The organism is Massilia sp. 01N410, assembly GCF_056399665.1.
Genome location: NZ_JBFTRV010000010.1, coordinates 90,807 through 108,237, shown reverse-complemented (window position 1 = coordinate 108,237; position 17,431 = coordinate 90,807). Strand labels below are relative to the sequence as shown.

17 protein-coding genes are annotated in these 17,431 nt (G+C 66.6%); 6 read left to right on the top strand and 11 right to left on the bottom strand.

The window, feature by feature from the left end; all coding sequences use genetic code 11:
• Positions 1–230 precede the first annotated feature (230 nt).
• From AC1DOP_RS15230 to AC1DOP_RS15210, 5 genes are all read left to right on the top strand, one after another.
• Entirely contained in the window at positions 231–1,841 is a 1,611-nt protein-coding gene (locus tag AC1DOP_RS15230; RefSeq protein ID WP_441934899.1) for a BCCT family transporter, read from the top strand.
• Between the two features lie 100 nt (positions 1,842–1,941).
• Complete coding sequence (locus AC1DOP_RS15225) at positions 1,942–3,063, top strand: aromatic ring-hydroxylating oxygenase subunit alpha (RefSeq protein WP_441934900.1); 1,122 nt, start codon at positions 1,942–1,944, stop codon at positions 3,061–3,063.
• Positions 3,056–4,540 (top strand): NAD-dependent succinate-semialdehyde dehydrogenase, encoded by a 1,485-nt coding sequence (locus tag AC1DOP_RS15220; protein ID WP_441934901.1) that lies wholly within the window; start codon positions 3,056–3,058, stop codon positions 4,538–4,540. The genes AC1DOP_RS15225 and AC1DOP_RS15220 overlap by 8 nt, the downstream gene beginning before the upstream one ends.
• A 24-nt stretch (positions 4,541–4,564) precedes the next feature.
• Positions 4,565–5,542, top strand: coding sequence for a PDR/VanB family oxidoreductase (locus AC1DOP_RS15215; protein WP_477252057.1), 978 nt, complete (start codon positions 4,565–4,567; stop codon positions 5,540–5,542).
• Between the two features lie 39 nt (positions 5,543–5,581).
• Positions 5,582–6,691, top strand: a complete 1,110-nt coding sequence (locus tag AC1DOP_RS15210; RefSeq protein ID WP_441934903.1) for a porin — start codon at positions 5,582–5,584, stop codon at positions 6,689–6,691.
• A 9-nt stretch (positions 6,692–6,700) separates the two neighbouring features.
• On the opposite strand, the gene AC1DOP_RS15205 is transcribed toward AC1DOP_RS15210, so the two are convergent.
• The 10 genes from AC1DOP_RS15205 to AC1DOP_RS15160 are packed head-to-tail and all read right to left on the bottom strand — an operon-like array spanning position 6,701 to position 15,686.
• Positions 6,701–7,627, bottom strand: a complete 927-nt coding sequence (locus AC1DOP_RS15205) for an ACP S-malonyltransferase (RefSeq protein ID WP_477252054.1) — start codon at positions 7,625–7,627, stop codon at positions 6,701–6,703.
• A 2-nt stretch (positions 7,628–7,629) separates the two neighbouring features.
• Complete coding sequence (gene mdcB / locus AC1DOP_RS15200; RefSeq protein ID WP_477252052.1) at positions 7,630–8,508, bottom strand: triphosphoribosyl-dephospho-CoA synthase MdcB; 879 nt, start codon at positions 8,506–8,508, stop codon at positions 7,630–7,632.
• Positions 8,501–9,184, bottom strand: a complete 684-nt coding sequence (gene mdcG / locus AC1DOP_RS15195; RefSeq protein WP_441934906.1) for a malonate decarboxylase holo-[acyl-carrier-protein] synthase — start codon at positions 9,182–9,184, stop codon at positions 8,501–8,503. Before mdcG ends, mdcB begins: the two co-directional genes overlap by 8 nt.
• Positions 9,168–9,884 carry a biotin-independent malonate decarboxylase subunit gamma gene (gene mdcE / locus AC1DOP_RS15190; protein WP_477252050.1) on the bottom strand — a complete coding sequence of 239 codons (717 nt, stop codon included), beginning with the start codon at positions 9,882–9,884 and terminating at the stop codon, positions 9,168–9,170. The genes mdcG and mdcE overlap by 17 nt, the downstream gene beginning before the upstream one ends.
• Positions 9,881–10,780: a biotin-independent malonate decarboxylase subunit beta gene (locus AC1DOP_RS15185; protein ID WP_477252048.1), complete on the bottom strand. Its 900-nt coding sequence runs from the start codon at positions 10,778–10,780 to the stop codon at positions 9,881–9,883. Before AC1DOP_RS15185 ends, mdcE begins: the two co-directional genes overlap by 4 nt.
• Positions 10,777–11,088 (bottom strand): malonate decarboxylase acyl carrier protein, encoded by a 312-nt coding sequence (gene mdcC / locus AC1DOP_RS15180; RefSeq protein WP_441934909.1) that lies wholly within the window; start codon positions 11,086–11,088, stop codon positions 10,777–10,779. Before mdcC ends, AC1DOP_RS15185 begins: the two co-directional genes overlap by 4 nt.
• A 2-nt stretch (positions 11,089–11,090) precedes the next feature.
• A complete protein-coding gene (mdcA, locus tag AC1DOP_RS15175; RefSeq protein WP_477252045.1) occupies positions 11,091–12,758 on the bottom strand; it encodes a malonate decarboxylase subunit alpha in 1,668 nt (555 codons plus the stop codon).
• Positions 12,759–14,108, bottom strand: coding sequence for a TRAP transporter large permease (locus AC1DOP_RS15170; RefSeq protein ID WP_441934911.1), 1,350 nt, complete (start codon positions 14,106–14,108; stop codon positions 12,759–12,761). It lies immediately after the preceding gene.
• Between the two features lie 4 nt (positions 14,109–14,112).
• Entirely contained in the window at positions 14,113–14,661 is a 549-nt protein-coding gene (locus AC1DOP_RS15165) for a TRAP transporter small permease (RefSeq protein WP_441934912.1), read from the bottom strand.
• A complete protein-coding gene (locus tag AC1DOP_RS15160; RefSeq protein ID WP_477252043.1) occupies positions 14,661–15,686 on the bottom strand; it encodes a TRAP transporter substrate-binding protein in 1,026 nt (341 codons plus the stop codon). Before AC1DOP_RS15160 ends, AC1DOP_RS15165 begins: the two co-directional genes overlap by 1 nt.
• 134 nt (positions 15,687–15,820) lie before the next feature.
• Here AC1DOP_RS15160 and AC1DOP_RS15155 point away from each other — a divergent pair, with 134 nt between their 5' ends.
• Positions 15,821–16,483, top strand: coding sequence for a GntR family transcriptional regulator (locus tag AC1DOP_RS15155; protein ID WP_441934914.1), 663 nt, complete (start codon positions 15,821–15,823; stop codon positions 16,481–16,483).
• On the opposite strand, the gene AC1DOP_RS15150 is transcribed toward AC1DOP_RS15155, so the two are convergent.
• Complete coding sequence (locus AC1DOP_RS15150) at positions 16,480–17,034, bottom strand: porin family protein (protein ID WP_477252040.1); 555 nt, start codon at positions 17,032–17,034, stop codon at positions 16,480–16,482. The genes AC1DOP_RS15155 and AC1DOP_RS15150 overlap by 4 nt on opposite strands.
• Positions 17,035–17,431: the final 397 nt, after the last annotated feature.

Sequence of the window (17,431 nt, the reverse complement as noted above, 5' to 3'; positions counted from 1 at the left end):
AGTTGGCGGTATGGCAAGGTGCCGTTCGAAAGTATAGCTCAGCGACCCGGTGCGTAAAAAACTCGCAAATTCTGCTTGTACACGGCTCGCAAATTCCCTAGAATGAATTCGTAAACCATAGTTTTACCGTAAACCAGTAGTTTACATAACTCCGCAGATGAGTGCCAGTACTGGACCAGACATGCGGAACAAATAAATAATCCATGTGCGAGCGCACAGGAGGAGACAGTATGAAAAACACCTCGCTACGCAGCGACGGGTTTCTGACCGGCTGCACCATCGCGGCCGTGCTGGTGACCGTCGTCGCCCTGGCGGAATGGCCTGCCCAGGCAGCCGCCACCGCTTCCCACCTCTTCGAATGGTCGACGCGTTCCTTCGGGGCGCTGGTCCAGGTACTCGCCTTCGGCTGCGTGCTGGCCTGCCTGGCCCTCGCGTTCAGCAAGTACGGCAACGTGCGGCTGGGCGAAGACAAGCCGGAATATTCGACCCTCTCCTGGATCTTCATGTTCATCTGCGCCGGCATGGGTTCGTCCACCATGTACTGGGGCGTGATGGAGTGGGTCTACTACTACCAGACGCCGGGCCTGAACATCGCCAGCGGCAGCCGCGACGCGCTGGAGTACAGCATCAGCTACTCCTTCTTCCACTGGGGCCTGAGTGCGTGGGCGATCTATGCGCTGCCGTCGCTGGCCATGGCCTACCACTTCCACGTCCGCAAGAACAAGGGGCTGAACCTGGCTTCCATCGTCGAGGCCATCACGGGCTTCCGCGCTTCCGGCCCGGTCGGGCGGGTGGTCGACCTGATCTTCCTGCTGACGATGTTCGGCGCACTCACCGTCTCGATCGCGCTGACCGCATCGACCCTGACGCGCGGCCTGGCGAGCCTGACCGGCGTGCCCGATACCTTCACCACCCAGCTGGTCATCATCGTCGGCGTGTCGATCCTGTTCTCGCTGAGCGCCTACGTGGGCATCGACGGCGGCATGCAGCGCCTGAGCCATATGGTCTGCTGGGGCGCGCTGCTGCTGGCCGCGGTGGTGTTCGTGATCGGTCCGACCCAGTTCACCGGTAATAACATCGTGAACGGTTTGGGGCGCATGCTGCAGGACTATGTGCACATGAGCCTCTTCACCGACCCGGCCGGCGACGGTTCCTTCAGCCGCAGCTGGACCGTGTTCTACTGGCTCTGGTGGGTCTCGTATTCGCCCGGCGTCGCGATGTTCGTCGCCCGCGTGTCGAAGGGCCGCAAGATCCGCGAAGTGATCATGGCCCTCCTGCTGGGCGGCAGCGTCGGATGCTGGTTCTTCTTCGGCGCCCTCGAAAGCTACAGCATGCACCAGTTCCTGTCGGGCGCCATCGACGTCCCGCGCATCCTGAAGGAACACGGCGGCGAGGAGGCGGTCCAGATTCTGCTGAACGCCATGCCGGCCGGTCAGTTCTTCCTCGGCGTCTACCTGGCCATCATGGTCGTCTTCCTGGCCGCCCACGTCGACGCCGTCGCCTACGCAGTGGCCGCCACCACCACCCGCAACCTGCGCGAAGGCGAGGATCCGACGCCGACCAGCCGCGTGTTCTGGTGCGTGATGCTGACCCTGGTGCCGCTGGCCATGCTGTTCACCAAGGCATCGCTGGAGACCATGAAGACCGCCGTGGTGCTGACCGCGATTCCCTTCCTGGCCATCCTCGCCATTAAGCTGTTCGGCCTGTTCCGCTGGCTGAGCCAGGACTACGGCAATATACCGGCCCACCTGATCGAGTCGTCCACGATGCCGCCGCCGCATGCGAAGCCTGCATCGCCGGACCGGGACGCCGGCAGCAAGCAGGCCGCGATCGCGGAGTGAGTTCCCCGGCACCGTCGCCCCGCACCCGGCACGTCGAATTCTTTTTATATTTTTTTACCGTTATGTTAACCAGCGGTTACCTGTTAAATGTGAGGATACAATGAATCAAACCGTCAAGCTGCCGGCCGAATTCTGCGCCGATACCGAAAACGCCTGGACGCTGCCGGCGTCCTGCTACACCGACCCTGCCGTCTTCGAGTACGAGAAGGAAAAGATCTTCGCCCACAGCTGGATCTGCGTCGCCCACCGCAGCGAGCTGGCGGAGAAGAACGACTACATCACCCGCGAGGTGATCGGTGAGAACATCGTGGTGCTGCGCGACCGCGACGGCGTGCTGCGCGCTTTCTACAACGTCTGCCCGCACCGCGGCCACCAGCTGCTGAGCGGCAGCGGCCGGGCGCGCAACGTGATCACCTGTCCGTATCACGCCTGGACCTTCAAGCTGGACGGCGAGCTGGCCCATGCGCGCAACTGCGACAACGTGCCGAACTTCGACAAGGACAAGTCCAGCCTGGTGCCGGTCAAGGTCGAAGAGTATGCCGGCTTCGTCTTCGTCAACATGGATCCCGAGGCCGGCACCGTGGAACAGCAGCTACCCGGCCTGGAAAGCCGTCTGCGCGCCGCCTGCCCGGTGATCGACCAGCTGCAGCTGGGCGCCCGCTTCGTCACCGAGACGGCGGCCAACTGGAAGAGCATCGTCGACAACTACATGGAGTGCTATCACTGCGGACCGGCCCACCCGGGCTTTTCCGACTCCGTGCAGGTCGACAAATACGTCCACACCCTGCACGGTAACTGGACCCTGCAGTTCGGCCTGGCCAAGTCCTCGGAAAAATCGTTCAAGCTCGACCCGTCGATCAAGGACCCGAGCTTCGCCGGCTTCTGGGCCTGGCCCTGCACCATGTTCAACGTGCCGCCGGGCGCCGACTTCATGACCGTCATCTACGAGCTGCCGGTCAGCACCGAAGTCACGCTGCAGCACTACGACATCTACTTCCTCAACAAGGAGCTGACCGAGGAGCAGACCAAGCTGGTCGAGTGGTACCGCAACGTATTCCGCCCGGAAGACCTGAACCTGGTCGAAAGCGTGCAGCGCGGCCTGAAGTCGCGCGGCTATCGCGGCCAGGGCCGCATCATGGTCGACCGCGAACGCAGCGGCATCAGCGAGCACGGCATCGTCCACTTCCACCGCAAGATGGCGAACGAGTACGGCGATGAATGAGCGCGGCCACCTGGAAGGCGCACCGCGCCTGAACGACGAGACCCTGTTGCGCCAGCAGGCCTGCATCGGCGGCGAATGGCGCGACGCGGCCAACGGCGCCACCGTGCAGGTGTTCGATCCGGCCGGCGCCGGACGCATCGGGACCGTGCCCTGCATGGGCGAGGCCGAGACAGTGGCGGCGATCGAAGCCGCCCACGCCGCCCTGCCGGCCTGGCGCGCCCGCACCGCGAAGGAACGCGCGGCGCTGCTGCGCGCATGGTACGAACTGGTCCTGCGGCATGAAGACGACCTGGCCGCCATCATGACCTGGGAGCAGGGCAAGCCCCTGCACGAGGCGCGCGGCGAGATCCGCTACGCCGCCTCCTTCATCGAGTGGTTTGCCGAGGAAGGCAAGCGCGTCTACGGCGACGTGATCCCTTCGCCGAGCGCCGACAAGCGCCTGCTGGTGGTGCGCGAGCCGATCGGCGTGTGCGCCGCCATCACGCCGTGGAACTTCCCGGCCGCGATGATCGCCCGCAAGGCCGGGCCGGCGCTGGCCGCCGGCTGCACCATGGTCGTCAAGCCCGCCAACGAGACGCCGTTCAGCGCGCTGGCGCTGGCCGAACTCGCGCTGCGGGCCGGCATTCCAGCCGGCGTGCTGAACGTCGTCACCGGCGATGCCGTCGCCATCGGCAGCCAGCTCACCGGCCACCCGCTGGTGCGCAAGCTGTCCTTCACCGGCTCGACGCCGGTCGGACGCCTCTTGGCGCAGCAATGCGCCGCCACCGTCAAGAAGGTCTCGCTCGAACTGGGCGGCAATGCACCCTTCATCGTGTTCGAGGATGCCGACATCGACGCCGCCGTCGACGGCGCGCTGCAGGCCAAGTACCGCAACGCCGGCCAGACCTGCGTCTGCGTCAACCGCCTCTACGTGCACGACGCCGTCTACGAACGCTTCGTCGAGCGCTTCTCGGCCAGGGTCGCGCAGCTGCGCGTCGGGAGCGGCTTCGACGCCGCGTCCGAGATCGGCCCGCTCATCAGCGGCAAGGCGATCGACAAGGTGGCCGAGCTGGTGGCCGATGCGGTCGGCAAGGGCGCCCGGGTGGCGGTCGGCGGCGCCATGCATGCCGCCGGCCCCGGCTTCTATGCGCCGACGGTGCTGACGGAAGTCGCGCCCGGCATGCGCATCCTCGACGAGGAGGTGTTCGGACCGGTGGCGCCGATCGTGCGCTTCCGTTCCGAGGACGAGGTCGTGCGCATGGCCAACGACACCATCTACGGGCTCGCCGCCTACTTCTACAGCCGGGACATCGGCCGCGCCTGGCGCGTGGCGGAGCAGCTCGAATATGGCATGGTCGGCATCAACACCGGCCTGATCTCGAACGAAGTCGCGCCCTTCGGCGGCGTGAAACAGTCGGGGCTCGGCCGCGAAGGCTCGCGCTACGGCATCGAAGACTATATGGAAATGAAGTACCTCTGCATGGCCGTCCAGGCGTAGCGGAGGAAAGACGAGATCGCAGCAATGGAAAATTCATATCGGACCATCCCGGTCAGGGTGGCGCGTATCGACACCGTCACCCCGCTGATCAAGCGTTTCACCCTCGAAGCCGCCGACGGCGGCACGCTGCCCGCGTTCACCGGCGGCAGCCACGTCATCGTGCAGATGCGTGACGGCGACCGGCGCTACAGCAATGCCTATTCGCTGATGAGTTCACCGGAAGCCCTGGGCGCCTACCAGATCGGGGTGCGCCGCGAGACGCCGTCGAAAGGCGGCTCGGCCTTCCTTCACGACCGCGTGAAGGAGGGCGACCTGCTCGACATCACCACGCCGAACAATCTGTTCGCGCTGTCGGACGAGGCGCGGCATCACGTGCTGATCGCGGGCGGCATCGGCATCACGCCCTTCATGTCGCAGATGCACGAGCTGGGCCGGCGCGGCGGCTCCCACGAGCTGCACTACGCCTTCCGCGGGCCCGAGCATGGCGCCTTCAGCGAGGAGCTGGAAGAACTGGCCGGACAGTCCTCGGGCAAGGTCCGCTTCTACGTCGACCGCCTCGGCCAGCAGCTCGACCTGGGCGGCCTGTTCGGCGGCCTGGCCGAAGGCGCGCACGTCTACGTCTGCGGCCCGGCGGGGCTGATCGAGGCGGTGCGCAAGGCGGCGCAGGCGGCCGGGGTCGATCCCGGAAGAGTGCACTGGGAGCAGTTTGCGGCTTCCACGTCCGCGAACGACGGTGCTTTCACGGTGGTGCTGGCGAAATCCGGCAAGACCGTCGAAGTGGGCGCCGGCGAATCGATCCTGAAGGCGATCGAACGGGACAAGGCCGTACAGGTGGAATGCCTGTGCCGCGAGGGCGTGTGCGGGACCTGCGAGACCCGCATCCTCGAAGGCGAAGCCGAACACCTCGACCAATACCTCAGCAATGCCGAAAAGGACGCCCAGCAGACCATGATGATCTGCGTGTCGCGCGCCCGCAGCGGCAAGCTGGTGCTGGACCTATAAGCCCCTCGAAAAAGAGCGAGAGACGCCATGGAGGAGACAATGATGACAAATGCAGGTTCGTGGAAGCGGGCGGCCGTCGTGTGCCTGGGCGCAGGCATGCTGATGCCGCTGGCGCCGCTGGCGATAGCCGCCGAGTCGGGCGTGACGGTGTACGGCGTGATCAGCTCGGCGTTGCGATATACCTCGAACATCGACGGCAAGGGCGGCAACAAGACCGAAGTGGTGGCCAGCGGGATCGGCGGCAGCCGCCTGGGCATCTCGGGGACCGAAGACCTCGGCGGCGGCAACAAGGCCATTTTCCAGCTCGAGAGCGGCTTCGGCACCGATACCGGCCAGCCGGAATACGGCATCCTGTTCGGCAGGCAGGCCTTCGTGGGCCTGAGCGGTTCCTGGGGCAGCCTGACCTTCGGCCGCCAGTACAACGCCGTGAACAACGTCGGCTGGTCCTTCAATCCGCTCGACCAGAGCTGGGGCAACTACTGGTCCGATCCCTACTACACGGGCGGCGACATCTTCATGCAGGGCTACCGCATCGACAACAGCGTCATCTACAAGCGCAGCGTCGGCCCGGTCAGCCTGCAGCTCGACTACGGGGCGGGCGAGCAGACGGGCGGCGGCACGCGCGGTTCGACCTTCGGCGGCGGCATCATGTATTCGAAGGACGGCCTCGGGCTGGGCGCGGCCTACGACGAGCGCCGTGCGTCATCGGAAGGTGGCAATACGATCAGCAACTACACTCTGGGCGCGTCCTGGGCCGCCGGCAAGGCGACCACCTATGTCGGTCGGATGGGGCGCCACGAAAGCGCCGGCGATGCGCGCTTCCTCATCTCCTACATCGGCCTGGGCTACCAGCTCACGCCGGCCCTGCACCTGTCGGGCGCCTTTTACCGCTACGTCCAGAGCGGCGGCGTGACGACCCAGTTCCAGGCGGCGCCGATCCTTCTCGGCAGCGGGCGCACGAATGTGTTCGCCGCCGTGGCCGACTATGCGCTGTCCAGGCGCACCAGCCTGTTCCTGGAAGCGGATGTGAACGATGCGCACGACGGCGCGGTGGGCCGAGAGACCGAATACTGGGGCTCGGGACCGGTCCTTGGGCTCGGCCACGCGGCCCGCAAGGGCGTGATGGTTGGCTTGCGCCACCAGTTCTAGCGCCTGGCCTCAGGCCTGGGCCGCGACCCAGGCCGCGATGCCTTTCACGCTGCGGAAATCCGCCACCGAGCGGCAGGCGATCTGCGGATGCCGTTCGCGCAGCATGCGCGACAGTGCGTTGCCGGGACCCAGTTCCAGGGCGACGTCGATGCGTGCCTCGAGCAGGGCGTCCAGGCACTCGGTCCAGCGGATCGTGGTCGCCGTCTGCAGCGCCAGCAGCTCGGCCGCCTGGGCGGCGTCGTGCACGGTGGACGCGTTCACGCCCGCCAGCAGCGGCAGGGCAGGGGCGGCGGCATCGTCCCGCAGCAGGCTGCGCAGCGGATCGACTGCGCTCGCCAGCAGGCTGGTATGCGACGCGACCGTGATCGGCAAAGGTTTATACGTGGCGCCCATCGAAGGCGCGAGCGCCGCCAGCCGGTCCAGGTTGGCGCGCACGCCGCCGGCGACCAGGGCACCGGGCGTGTCGATGGCCGCTTCGCAGCCGGCTTGCGCCACGAGGTCCAGGGCGGCCCGGGAGGCGATGCCGGACACCGCTGCCATGCCCTGTTCGCCGGCGCTCGCCGCCGCTTCGCTCATGATCGCGGCGCGCCGCGAGGCGATGGCGACCGCCCGCTCCAGCGGCAGGGCGCCGGCCACCGCATAGGCGCTGATTTCGCCGACGCTGTAGCCGGTCACCAGGGCAGGACGCGGCAGGCGTTCGGCCAGCATGGTCCAGGCCATCAGGGTGGCGGCCACCACCAGCGGCTGCGCGCAGCGGTTGTCGAACATGGTCGAGGGATGGGCGAGCAGCGCCGGCAGCGGGGTCTGCGCCACCGGACCGTCCGCATCGCGCAGCCAGCCTTCGGCCTGGCCGAAGGCTGTCGGATCGCCGCTTGCGAGGTCGAACATCGCCGGGCTTTGCGCGCCCTGACCGGGGCACAGGATGGCCAGCCGCATCGTCAGGGCACTCCCTCGGTAGCCAGGGAGTGCACGAAACAGGTCGCGGCCAGCAGGTCGGCCGCGCCGCCGGGCGACAGCCGGTGCGCGACGAAGCGGCGGTGCGCCGCCATGGCGTCCCGCTCCCAGTCGTCGGCCGCGGTGCCGCCGCGCTCCAGGAAACGCAGCGAGGTATCGCGCACGACGCGCGCCCCTTCCGCGCCGCCGCGGTGGTACACGTTCGTATCGGACAGCTCGGCCATCAGCGTGAACAGGGTGTCGATGCGGGCGCAGCGCAGGCCGCGTCCGGCCGCCAGCGTACGGCGCAGGGTGGGCAGGGCCAGTTCGAAAATCGCGGGGAAACCGGCCGCCGCCTGTTCGCGCGCGCCCGGCGCCGCATGACGGCTGCGGACCAGCGCACCGTTCGATGCGGCAGGGCCCTGGTGGCCGGCCAGCGCTTCACCCCAGCAGTCCGCCAGCGTGGCGCGCAGCACCTCCGGCTGCCAGGACGAGGACGCCGCACGCCCGGCCGCCGCGCACAGCAGGCCGAGCGAAAAGATCGCCCCGCGATGCGTGTTGATGCCGCCGGTGGCAAGCAGCATGCGCCGCTCCGCTTCGATGCCGAGCCCGCGCAGGGTCTCGAATCCGCTTCGCCTGGTGCCGGCCAGCGCGATGTCGAGGAAGTAGCGGCGCAGCGAGAACAGGCTGCGTACGAAGGTCGAGGCATCCATGTCGTCGTGGCTGCCGGTATCCACCAGCGACACCAGGCCGGGCTTGGGATACAGCGCGAGTTCCTGGTACAGGCTGCGCACCGCGTGGCGCGCGACGATGGCGCCGGCCGCGGCGGCATCGTCGGCATCGGCGGCCGCGTGGCCGCGCTCGCGCAGGCAGGCCTCAGCCATGACGGCCACCGTCCGTGCCGAACTGGGCGAGCAGGGCGTCGCGTCGCAGCAGCGCCACGGAATTCAGGTGCTTGGCCAGCACGCGATCGAGTTTGCCGGCCTCCTGCGTGTCAGTGCCCAGCCATTCTTTCCAGGACACCGCATGACCGAAGGGGAATTCGATCTCGCCGTCCAGCGGCAGGCTTTGCGCATGGCGCGCCAGCAGCGCCAGGCCGGTCTCGAGCTGGGCCTCGTCGAGGGGACGCAGCAGCAGGTCGATGTCCGAACCGGCGCCGAGATAGCAATCGCCGGTCAGCGTCTGCATCGCCATCGAGCCGAACACCCGGCAGTCCACGCCCGCGGCGCGCAGTGCGATGCGCAGGTTGCGCAGGCCTGGCTGCCAGGCGGCCGGCGCCTCGGCTTCGTCCAGCGCCAGCGCGCCCCGCGTTGCCGCGACTTCGCTGCGTTCGACGGCAAAGCCGAGCCTGACCTTCCGGCCGCTGTGCGGATCGGGCGGGGCGGGAATGCCCAGGCAGAGCAGGCCGGGCGGCGTGTCCGGCTCGAGCCGGCGCACCACGGCCGGCAAGCCGCGCGCCTGCCAGCCGAGGGCCAGCTCGCGCGCCGCGCCGTCCAGGCCGCCCAGGGCCGACGCCCAGCCCTGCGGCGTCAGCCAGACCAGGTCATGCCGCCTGTACATCGGATCCCGTGCGTACCGCCTGCGCGACCGTGAAGGCCAGCTTGCGGCCGCCGCGTTCCAGCCCGAGTTCGGCGCGACGGTCTTCCGGACCGGCCTGGGCCAGCGCATCCTCCAGCGCGGCCGCCAGGTTCTCGTGCCAGATCCCTGCCACGCCGCCCATGCGCAGGTAGTTTTCCGCACCGGGCGCGAACACCGGGTTGTCCTGGGCCAGCGCTTCCAGCCGTTCGAGCGGCACCTTGGTGATGCGCGCCATGGCCGGCAGGCCCATCACGCGGATGGTGGCCTCGGGCAGGGCATAGCAGGCATCGGCGATCAGGCCGCTGGTGATGAAGCCGCCCGACAGCGCCTGGTCGTACACCAGGCCGACGATGCGGTGGCCGCTCCGCCGCGCCAGCTCGACGCATTTGCCCAGGTGGGCCATGTAGCTGTTAATGCCCAACATCTCGTCGCGGCGGCGCAGGCGCTGGCCTTCGGTGTCGACCAGGATCACGATCGCCCGGCCGGGATGGCGCCTGACCGTGTCGAGGATGGCACTGGCCTGCGCCAGCGCGATCTCGACGCCGATCGGCGTGTGCCCGGTGGTGCCGATCACGGTCACCGTCTTTCCGTCCACCTGGGCTTCGCCGCTCAGGAAGCAGTCGCCTTCGACGATGCGGTGGCCCTGCGGGAACAGGGCGTCCGCCACTTGTTGCCAGTTCATGGTGCGGCTCCTTCACGGTGGCCATCGGCCAGTTCGCGGAATGCGTCGATTTCCAGCAGCGGCACCGATTGCGGCTCGCCGATGCCGAGGTCTTCCCAGATCTCCAGTGGATCGTCGAGCTTGCCGAAGCGATCGAGGCGGCTGCCGAGCATGCGCTGCTCGGCTTCCAGCGCTTCGAGCGTCAGCCCGGTCCCCGCGCCGCGCGCCGCATCGGCCAGCCGCAGCGCCGCATCGCGGAAGGCCGCGACGTCGTCGGCCACGATGGCCTGGGCGTCGCCGATCAGGTAGCGGTGCTTGCCGCCGGTGACGCGCCAGACCAGGGCGCGGTCGCGGGCGTCGAATTCCTCGACGCCGCCGGCGGTCTCGATGACTTCCGGCCCCGACATCGCCAGCCGGCTTTCTTCGGAGATCACGACACCGTTGGTGCAGCGGGCCACGATGCCCATGCCGCCGAAGCAGCCGTTCGAGCCGCCCACCAGGGCGATCACCGGAATACCGGCGGCGCGGGTGTCGAGCACGGCGCGCATGACTTCCGATACGGCGATCAGGCCGGCGTTCGCTTCGTGCAGGCGCACGCCGCCGGTCTCCAGCAGCAGCAGCACGGCGCCGGCGCTTTCGTCGACGGCGCGGCGCAGCATGCCCACCAGCTTGGCGCCATGGACTTCGCCGACCGCGCCGCCCATGAAGCCGCCTTCCTGGGCGGCGATGAACACCTGCCTGCCCTGGATACTGCCCTTGCCGACCACCACGCCATCGTCGAAGGACACCGGCGCATCGAGCTGGTGCAGGTGAGGACTCACCACGCGCAGCTGCGGCGGCAGGAATTCCGTAAAGCTGCCTTCATCCAGCATGCCGGCGATGCGCTGGCGCGCGGTGGCTTCCTGGTAGCTGCTCATGAGGCCTCTCCTGTGATGGATTCGGCCGCCTGGTCGAGCCGCAGGCTGACCACCGCCGGGGTCGCGCCCATGTCGTTGATGGACACGCGCACGTCGGCCAGCTGCCAGCGCTGGTGGAAGTCACGCACCACCGCTTCCCAGATCGGACCGAAGCCGTGGGCGGCGGTGCTGATCTCGATCGCGCAGGCGCCGTCCAGCGGCTGGCGCTCGATCAGGATCTCCAGGTTGCCGGAGCCGACCACGCCCACCAGGCGGGCACCAATGATCCGGCGTTGGCCGCCGTTGAAATTGAATCGTAGGGTTTCCATGATTACCAGTTCCTGAACTGTTTGGGCGGCTTGTACAGGCCGTGGGATGCCCGCACCAGGTCCTTCATGTTCCTGGCCGCCAGCAGGTCGCGCGTGGCGAGCCGCTTGTCGATGCCGAGGTCCTCGGGACGCTGGACGATGCCGCGGTCGCGCAGGTTTTCCACCATGCGCCGGTCGCGCGCCAGCCCGACCGGCGTGTAGCCGGCCACGCCGCGGATCGCCTGTTCGCGCTCCTCGTCGGTACGGCACAGCAGCAGGTTGGCGATGCCTTCTTCTGTCAGGATGTGGGTGACGTCGTCGCCGTAGATCATCACCGGCGGGATCGCCATCCTGGCCTGCTCGGCCAACTGCCAGGCATCGAGGGTTTCGACGAAGGCCGGCTGCATGTGCTCGCGGAAGGTCTCGACCATCTGCACCACCAGCTTTCGGCCACGCGGGATGGCTGGCGTGCCGCGCCGCGCCTGTTCGCCGGCCTTCAGCCAGGCCGGGCTGGCGTGACGGCGGCCGCGCGCGTCGGCACCCATGTTCGGCGCGCCGCCGAAGCCGGAGATGCGGCCCAGGGTCGCCGTCGACGAGTTGCCCTGCAGGTCGATCTGCAGGGTCGAGCCGATGAACATGTCGCAGGCGTAGTGACCGGCCACCTGGGAGAAGGCGCGGTTGCTGCGCATGCTGCCGTCCGGGCCGACGAAGAACACGTCGGGACGCGAGCGCACATAGTCTTCCATGCCGAGCTCGGAGCCGAAGGAGTGCACGGTCTCGACGAAGCCGGCCTCGATCGCGGGAATCAGGGCCGGGTGCGGGTTCAGCGCCCAGTTGCGGCCGATCTTGCCCTTCAGGCCCAGCGAGGCCGCATAGGTCGGCAGCAGCAGTTCGATGGCGGCGGTGTCGAAGCCGATGCCGTGGTTCAGGCGCTCGACCTGGTACTCGGCATAGATGCCCTTGATGGCCATCATCGCCATCAGGACCTGGATCTCGGAGATCAATGCCGGGTCGCGCGTGAACAGCGGCTCGATGTAGTGCGGGGTCGGCGCCGCCACCGCGAAGTCGACCCAGTCGGCCGGGATGTCGACGCGCGGCAGCACGTCGACGATCTCGTTCACCTGGGCGATCACGATGCCGCTCTTGAAGGCGGTGGCTTCGACGATGGCCGGCGTGTCCTCGGTGTTCGGGCCGGTGTACAGGTTGCCGTGGCGGTCGGCCGCCTGGGCCGCCACCAGCGCCACCTGCGGCGTCAGGTCGATGAAGTAGCGGCCGAACAGCTCCAGGTAGGTATGGATCGCGCCGATGTTGATCTTCCCGTTTGAAACCAGCTTGGCGAGGCGGCCGGCCTGCGGTCCGGAAAACGAGAAGTCGACGCGCGCGGCGATGCCCTTGTCGAACACGTCCAGGTGCTCGGGCAGGGCCAGCACCGACTGCAGCATGTGCAAGTTATTGACGCGGCCGGGGTCGAGCGCGGCCAGGGTCCTGGCCAGGAAGTCGGCCTGCTTCTGGTTGTTCCCTTCCAGGCAGACGCGGTCGCCGCATTCGATCAGCTGGTGCAGCAGTTCGCGCGCCAGGCCGGTGTCGACGATCTTGCCTTGCAGGCCGGCGCCCAGCTGCCCGCGCGCGCGCGCCAGGCGCCGCTCGCGGTTGGCGCGCTGGCGGTCCCAGCTTCTTTCCTTGTTACCCATCTAGCGCGCTCCCATGATCATGTCGGGCAGGGTGGTCGAGATCTGCGGGAACACGCACAGCAGGATCACCGCCACGAACATCAGCACCACGAAGGGCATCACACCCCAGATCACGTCGGACAGCGGGATGTCGGGCGCGATGTTCTTGATGACGAAGATGTTCAGGCCCACCGGCGGGTGGATCAGGCCCATCTCCATCACGATGGTCATCACCACGCCGAACCAGATCAGGTCGAAGCCGGCTTCGCGCAGCGGCGGCAGGATGATGGGCGCGGTCATCAGGATGATCGATACCGGCGGCAGGAAGAAGCCGAACACGATCACCATCAGCAGGATCACCGACAACAGCACCCATTTCGACAGGTGCAGCCCGACCACCCACTGCGCCGCCGACTGGCTGATGTGCAGGTAGCTCATCACGTAGGAGTAGAGCAGGGACATGCCGATGATCATGAGGAGCATGGTCGACTCCTTGATCGTCGAACTCAGGATCGGCCCGAGTTCCTTCGGCCGCCAGATGCCGTACACGACGGCCATCAGCACGATGGCCAGCAGGGCGCCCAGGCCGGCGGTTTCCGACGGCGTCGCATAGCCGCCGTACAGCGCGATCATCACGCCGGTCAGCAGCACCAGGAAGGGCAGCACGCGCGGCAGCATCTCGACCTTTTCCGCCAGCGTGTAGGTGTGGGCGTCCAGGTAGGCCGACTTCTCGCCGCCGCGCTGGTAGAGCTCATGGGCCAGGCGGTATTCCTTGCGCGCCCGGTGCACGGCATAGCCGGCGAACAGCAGGACCAGCATCAGGCCGGGGCCGATACCGGCCAGGAACAGGCGGCCCAGCGACTGCTCGGCGGCCACCGCGTACAGGATCATCGTGATCGACGGCGGCAGCAGGATCCCGAGGGTGCCGCCGGCGGCGATGATGCCGGCCGCGAAACCGGGCGAATAGCCGCGCTTGCGCATTTCCGGAATGCCGGCCGAGCCGATCGCCGAGCAGGTGGCGGGCGAGGAGCCGGCCATGGCGGCGAACAGCGCGCAGGCGAACACGTTGGCGATGCCGAGGCCGCCGGGCACCTTGTTCAGCCAGGCGTGGATGGCCGAGTACAGGTCGCGCCCGGCCGGCGACTTGCCGATCGCCGCGCCCTTCATGATGAAGAGCGGGATCGACAGCAGCGTGATCGATGCCATTTCCTCGTACACGTTCTGGGTGATCGTGTCGAGCGAGGAAGCCGGCATGAAGAAATACATGAACACGGTGGCGACCGCGCCCAGCGCGAAGGCGATCGGCATGCCCGAAAACATGACGACGAGCGTGGCGGCGGCGTAGCCGACGCCGAGGGAAAGTGCGCTCATGGGTTTATTCCTTTTCGGTGAGGCGGCCGATCAGCTGGACCAGGATCTGCAGCGTCAGCAAGGTCATCCCGAACGCCATCAGCGAGTACGGGATCCACAGCGGCGGCGCCAAGGTCGACGAGGTGGTCTGGCCTTCGACCAGGGCTTCGTGGAACAGGGTCCACGATTTCCAGGAAAAGAAGGCGCAGAACAGGAAGGACAGCAGGTCCACCAGGATCAGGCGGACCCGGTTCACCCTCGCCGGCAGCAGGCCGGCCAGCGCTTCGATGCCGATGTGACCGCGGAAGGACTGCACGTAGGCGGCGCAGAAGAAAGTGGCGCCGACCAGCATGAAGACCGCGGCCTCGTCCTGCCAGTCGGTGGCGACCTTGAAGAAGTAGCGCATCACCACCGAGTAGCTCAGCACCAGCGCGGTGAGGATCATGGCAAGCATGGAGATCACCAGCAGCAGGTGGTTGACCCTGTTGAGGAACACCGCCAGGGTGGCCACCCCGCGGTGCGAGGGCAGCGCAGGTGCTTGCGGCGCCTGGGCCTCGTAACCGTGGGCACTCATCACTTCACCTGTTCGGCGAGCTGCAGCAGCTTGGCGGTGTTGGGGTTCTTGGCGGCGAAGTCCTTCCAGGCGGTACGGCGGGCGATGTCCTGCCATTTCTTGACGGTGGCGTCGCTCAGGTCGACGGTCTTGGCGCCGGCCTTGGCGAACACCTTGGCCACTTCTTCATCGTCTTCCTTGGCGGCCTTCAGCGCGAAGGCTTCCATTTCGGCGCCGACCTGCAGGATGACGGCCTGCTGTTCCTTGCTCAGGCGGTCGAAGGCGGCCTTCGACATCATCAGCGGCTCCAGCATGAACCAGTAGGACTTGCCGCGGCCGGTGGTGAGCGCCTTCGATACTTCTTCCAGGCGGAACGAGATCAGCGAGGTCGAGGAGGTCAGTGCCGCATCCATGGCGCCGGTCTGCATGCCGGCATAGATTTCGTTCGACGGCAGGGTCACGACGGCGGCGCCGGCTTCCTTCAGGATCAGGTCCATCTCGCGCGAGCCGCCGCGGATCTTCATGCCCTTCGCGTCTTCCGGCTCGACGATCGGCTTGCCGCGCGATGCCATGCCGCCGGCCTGCCAGATCCAGCTGACCATCACCACGCCCTTGTCGGCGAGGATCTTCGTGAGTTCCTTGCCGACCGCGGCATTTTTCCATGCGGCGCTCTGCTCGTAGGAGGTCACCAGGCCGGGCATCAGGCCGATATTGGTCTCGGGGACCTCGCCGCCGGCGTACGACAGCGGCACCAGCGACATGTCGAGCGCGCCCTTGCGCATCGCGGAGAACTGGGCATTGGTCTTCATCAGCGACGAGCCGGGGTAGATCTCGAACTTGACGCTGCCCTTGGTGCGTTTTTCGACCTCGGCGGCAAACATGCGCACCAGGCGGTCACGGAAATCGCCCTTGTCGATGGTCCCGCCGGGGAACTGGTGCGAAATCTTGATGACCGTGTTCTGGGCCGATGCCGGCAATGCGGCCAGGACCATGCTCATGCCGAGTGCCAGGGCGCCCAGGGTGCTGCGTCGCTTGATTGATACCATGTCTATCTCCTCAGTTCTCTTCACGGGAACACATGCTGGTGCATGCAAGTTTTTTGTTTGTGTATACAAGATGACGTAGAAAAAATACAATGTCAATCGGGTTACTATGATTTTTTTGAGCGGGAAGCAGCACCATGAAAAAGCTCTCTGATCGGCTACGCGAACAGATTGAAGAGAAGATCGCCACCGGGAAATTACTCCCCGGACAGCATCTGGATGAGACGGAACTGGCCACCGAATTCGGGGCGTCGCGTACCCCGATCCGCGAAGCCCTGATCCAGCTGGCGTCGGCGGGACTGGTGCAGATCCGTCCGCGCCGCGGGGCGGTGGTGGCGACGGTGTCGCCGCATCAGATCGTGGAGATGTTCGAGGTGATGGCCGAGCTGGAAGCCATGTGCGCACGCCTGGCGGCGCGGCGCATGTCGGCCGCCGAGCACGGCAAGCTGCTGGAAGCGCACCGGGCCTGCAGCAGCGCCTACGAGGCGCGCGACCCGGACGAGTACTACTACCGCAACGAGGTGTTCCACCAGACGATCTTTGCGGGCAGCCACAACCATTTTCTGGCGGAACAGGCGGGCGCCCTGTCGCGCCGGCTCCGTCCTTACCGGCGCCTGCAGCTCAGGGTGCGCGACCGCATGAAGCACTCGTTCAGCGAGCACGATGCGGTGGTGAATGCGATCATCGAGGGTGACGGCCAGAAGGCGGCCGACCTGCTGCGTAGCCATGTGGCGGTGCAGGGCCAGCGCTTTACGGACCTGGTCGCCTCCCTCGACGCGCTGAATGTCGCGGCGGCTTAGAAACCGTACTTCACGCCGGCGCTGAAGACCTTGTTGTCCGCGCCGTTGCGCAGCTGCTTGCCGTTACGCTCGTATTCGGCGAACAGGGACACGTTCTCGGTCAATCTGGTCTGCACGCCCACCGCGGCATACACGCCGTTGGTGTTGTCCTTGAAGTTCCATCCCTTGAACGGGCTCGAGTACTTGGCCTCGGTATGGGCCAGGCCGAGCTTGCCGTACATCGCGGTGCGCTCGGTCAGCGGGAAGGTGTATTTGGCGGCCGCGTAGAAGCTCTGGCTCTTCACGCCGACGTGGTAAATATCGTTCTCCAGCGGCACATAGAAGCCGCTCTTGCCCAGGTAGCTGTAGCCGCCCTCGACGGCCCAGTTCTGGTCGAACTCGTAGCCGCCGAAGATCGTGGTGCTGCGCTTGTGGTCGCCGGTGATGGAATCCTTGACGGCGCCCACGCCGATGCCCAGGTAGGTGCGCGGCGCGTCATTGGCGGTGGACTGGGCCTGGGCGGCGCCCATGGCGAGGAACCCTGCGAGCACTGCGAAAATCGTCTTTTTCATCGTTCTTCCTTTTGTTTTGGTTTTCACTTTGCCGGGATGCAGCGGGCATCGCGGCGTGAAAAACGATAGCAGCTTGTTTCTTTTTAAAAACTGTCGAGTTGGTAAGAAACTGTTACCCGTGTGCATATAAATGACTGAAAAGTCAGATATGCATGTGTTTATGATCGGAAAGATGAGTGAAGTTGGCAGGGGTATCGCTGCAAATTGGCGGCAGATGGTAAATGCGTTTCTGTTGCGAATACTTACAAGTTTGAAGAGCGAACGGAAAACGCTGTTACGCGGCCTGGCTGCGCGTGTCACAGAACCGTTAAATTTCCGTCATCTTCCTGACATACGTCTCCACTATCCTGCCCAGCGTTCTCCGTGCCATCGGCGCGGTCCCAATGACCTGATCCTG

Excerpts from the sequence above, each read along its gene's own strand:
- AC1DOP_RS15170 (WP_441934911.1), bottom strand. The coding sequence starts at position 14,108 with ATGAGCGCACTTTCCCTCGGCGTCGGCTACGCCGCCGCCACGCTCGTC.
- mdcE (WP_477252050.1), bottom strand. The coding sequence starts at position 9,884 with ATGAACTGGCAACAAGTGGCGGACGCCCTGTTCCCGCAGGGCCACCGC.
- AC1DOP_RS15225 (WP_441934900.1), top strand. The coding sequence starts at position 1,942 with ATGAATCAAACCGTCAAGCTGCCGGCCGAATTCTGCGCCGATACCGAA.
- mdcC (WP_441934909.1), bottom strand. The coding sequence starts at position 11,088 with ATGGAAACCCTACGATTCAATTTCAACGGCGGCCAACGCCGGATCATT.
- AC1DOP_RS15155 (WP_441934914.1), top strand. The coding sequence starts at position 15,821 with ATGAAAAAGCTCTCTGATCGGCTACGCGAACAGATTGAAGAGAAGATC.
- AC1DOP_RS15185 (WP_477252048.1), bottom strand. The coding sequence starts at position 10,780 with ATGAGCAGCTACCAGGAAGCCACCGCGCGCCAGCGCATCGCCGGCATG.
- AC1DOP_RS15220 (WP_441934901.1), top strand. The coding sequence starts at position 3,056 with ATGAATGAGCGCGGCCACCTGGAAGGCGCACCGCGCCTGAACGACGAG.
- AC1DOP_RS15230 (WP_441934899.1), top strand. The coding sequence starts at position 231 with ATGAAAAACACCTCGCTACGCAGCGACGGGTTTCTGACCGGCTGCACC.
- AC1DOP_RS15210 (WP_441934903.1), top strand. The coding sequence starts at position 5,582 with ATGATGACAAATGCAGGTTCGTGGAAGCGGGCGGCCGTCGTGTGCCTG.
- AC1DOP_RS15150 (WP_477252040.1), bottom strand. The coding sequence starts at position 17,034 with ATGAAAAAGACGATTTTCGCAGTGCTCGCAGGGTTCCTCGCCATGGGC.
- AC1DOP_RS15165 (WP_441934912.1), bottom strand. The coding sequence starts at position 14,661 with ATGAGTGCCCACGGTTACGAGGCCCAGGCGCCGCAAGCACCTGCGCTG.
- mdcB (WP_477252052.1), bottom strand. The coding sequence starts at position 8,508 with ATGGCTGAGGCCTGCCTGCGCGAGCGCGGCCACGCGGCCGCCGATGCC.
- mdcG (WP_441934906.1), bottom strand. The coding sequence starts at position 9,184 with ATGTACAGGCGGCATGACCTGGTCTGGCTGACGCCGCAGGGCTGGGCG.
- AC1DOP_RS15215 (WP_477252057.1), top strand. The coding sequence starts at position 4,565 with ATGGAAAATTCATATCGGACCATCCCGGTCAGGGTGGCGCGTATCGAC.
- AC1DOP_RS15205 (WP_477252054.1), bottom strand. The coding sequence starts at position 7,627 with ATGCGGCTGGCCATCCTGTGCCCCGGTCAGGGCGCGCAAAGCCCGGCG.
- AC1DOP_RS15160 (WP_477252043.1), bottom strand. The coding sequence starts at position 15,686 with ATGGTATCAATCAAGCGACGCAGCACCCTGGGCGCCCTGGCACTCGGC.
- mdcA (WP_477252045.1), bottom strand. The coding sequence starts at position 12,758 with ATGGGTAACAAGGAAAGAAGCTGGGACCGCCAGCGCGCCAACCGCGAG.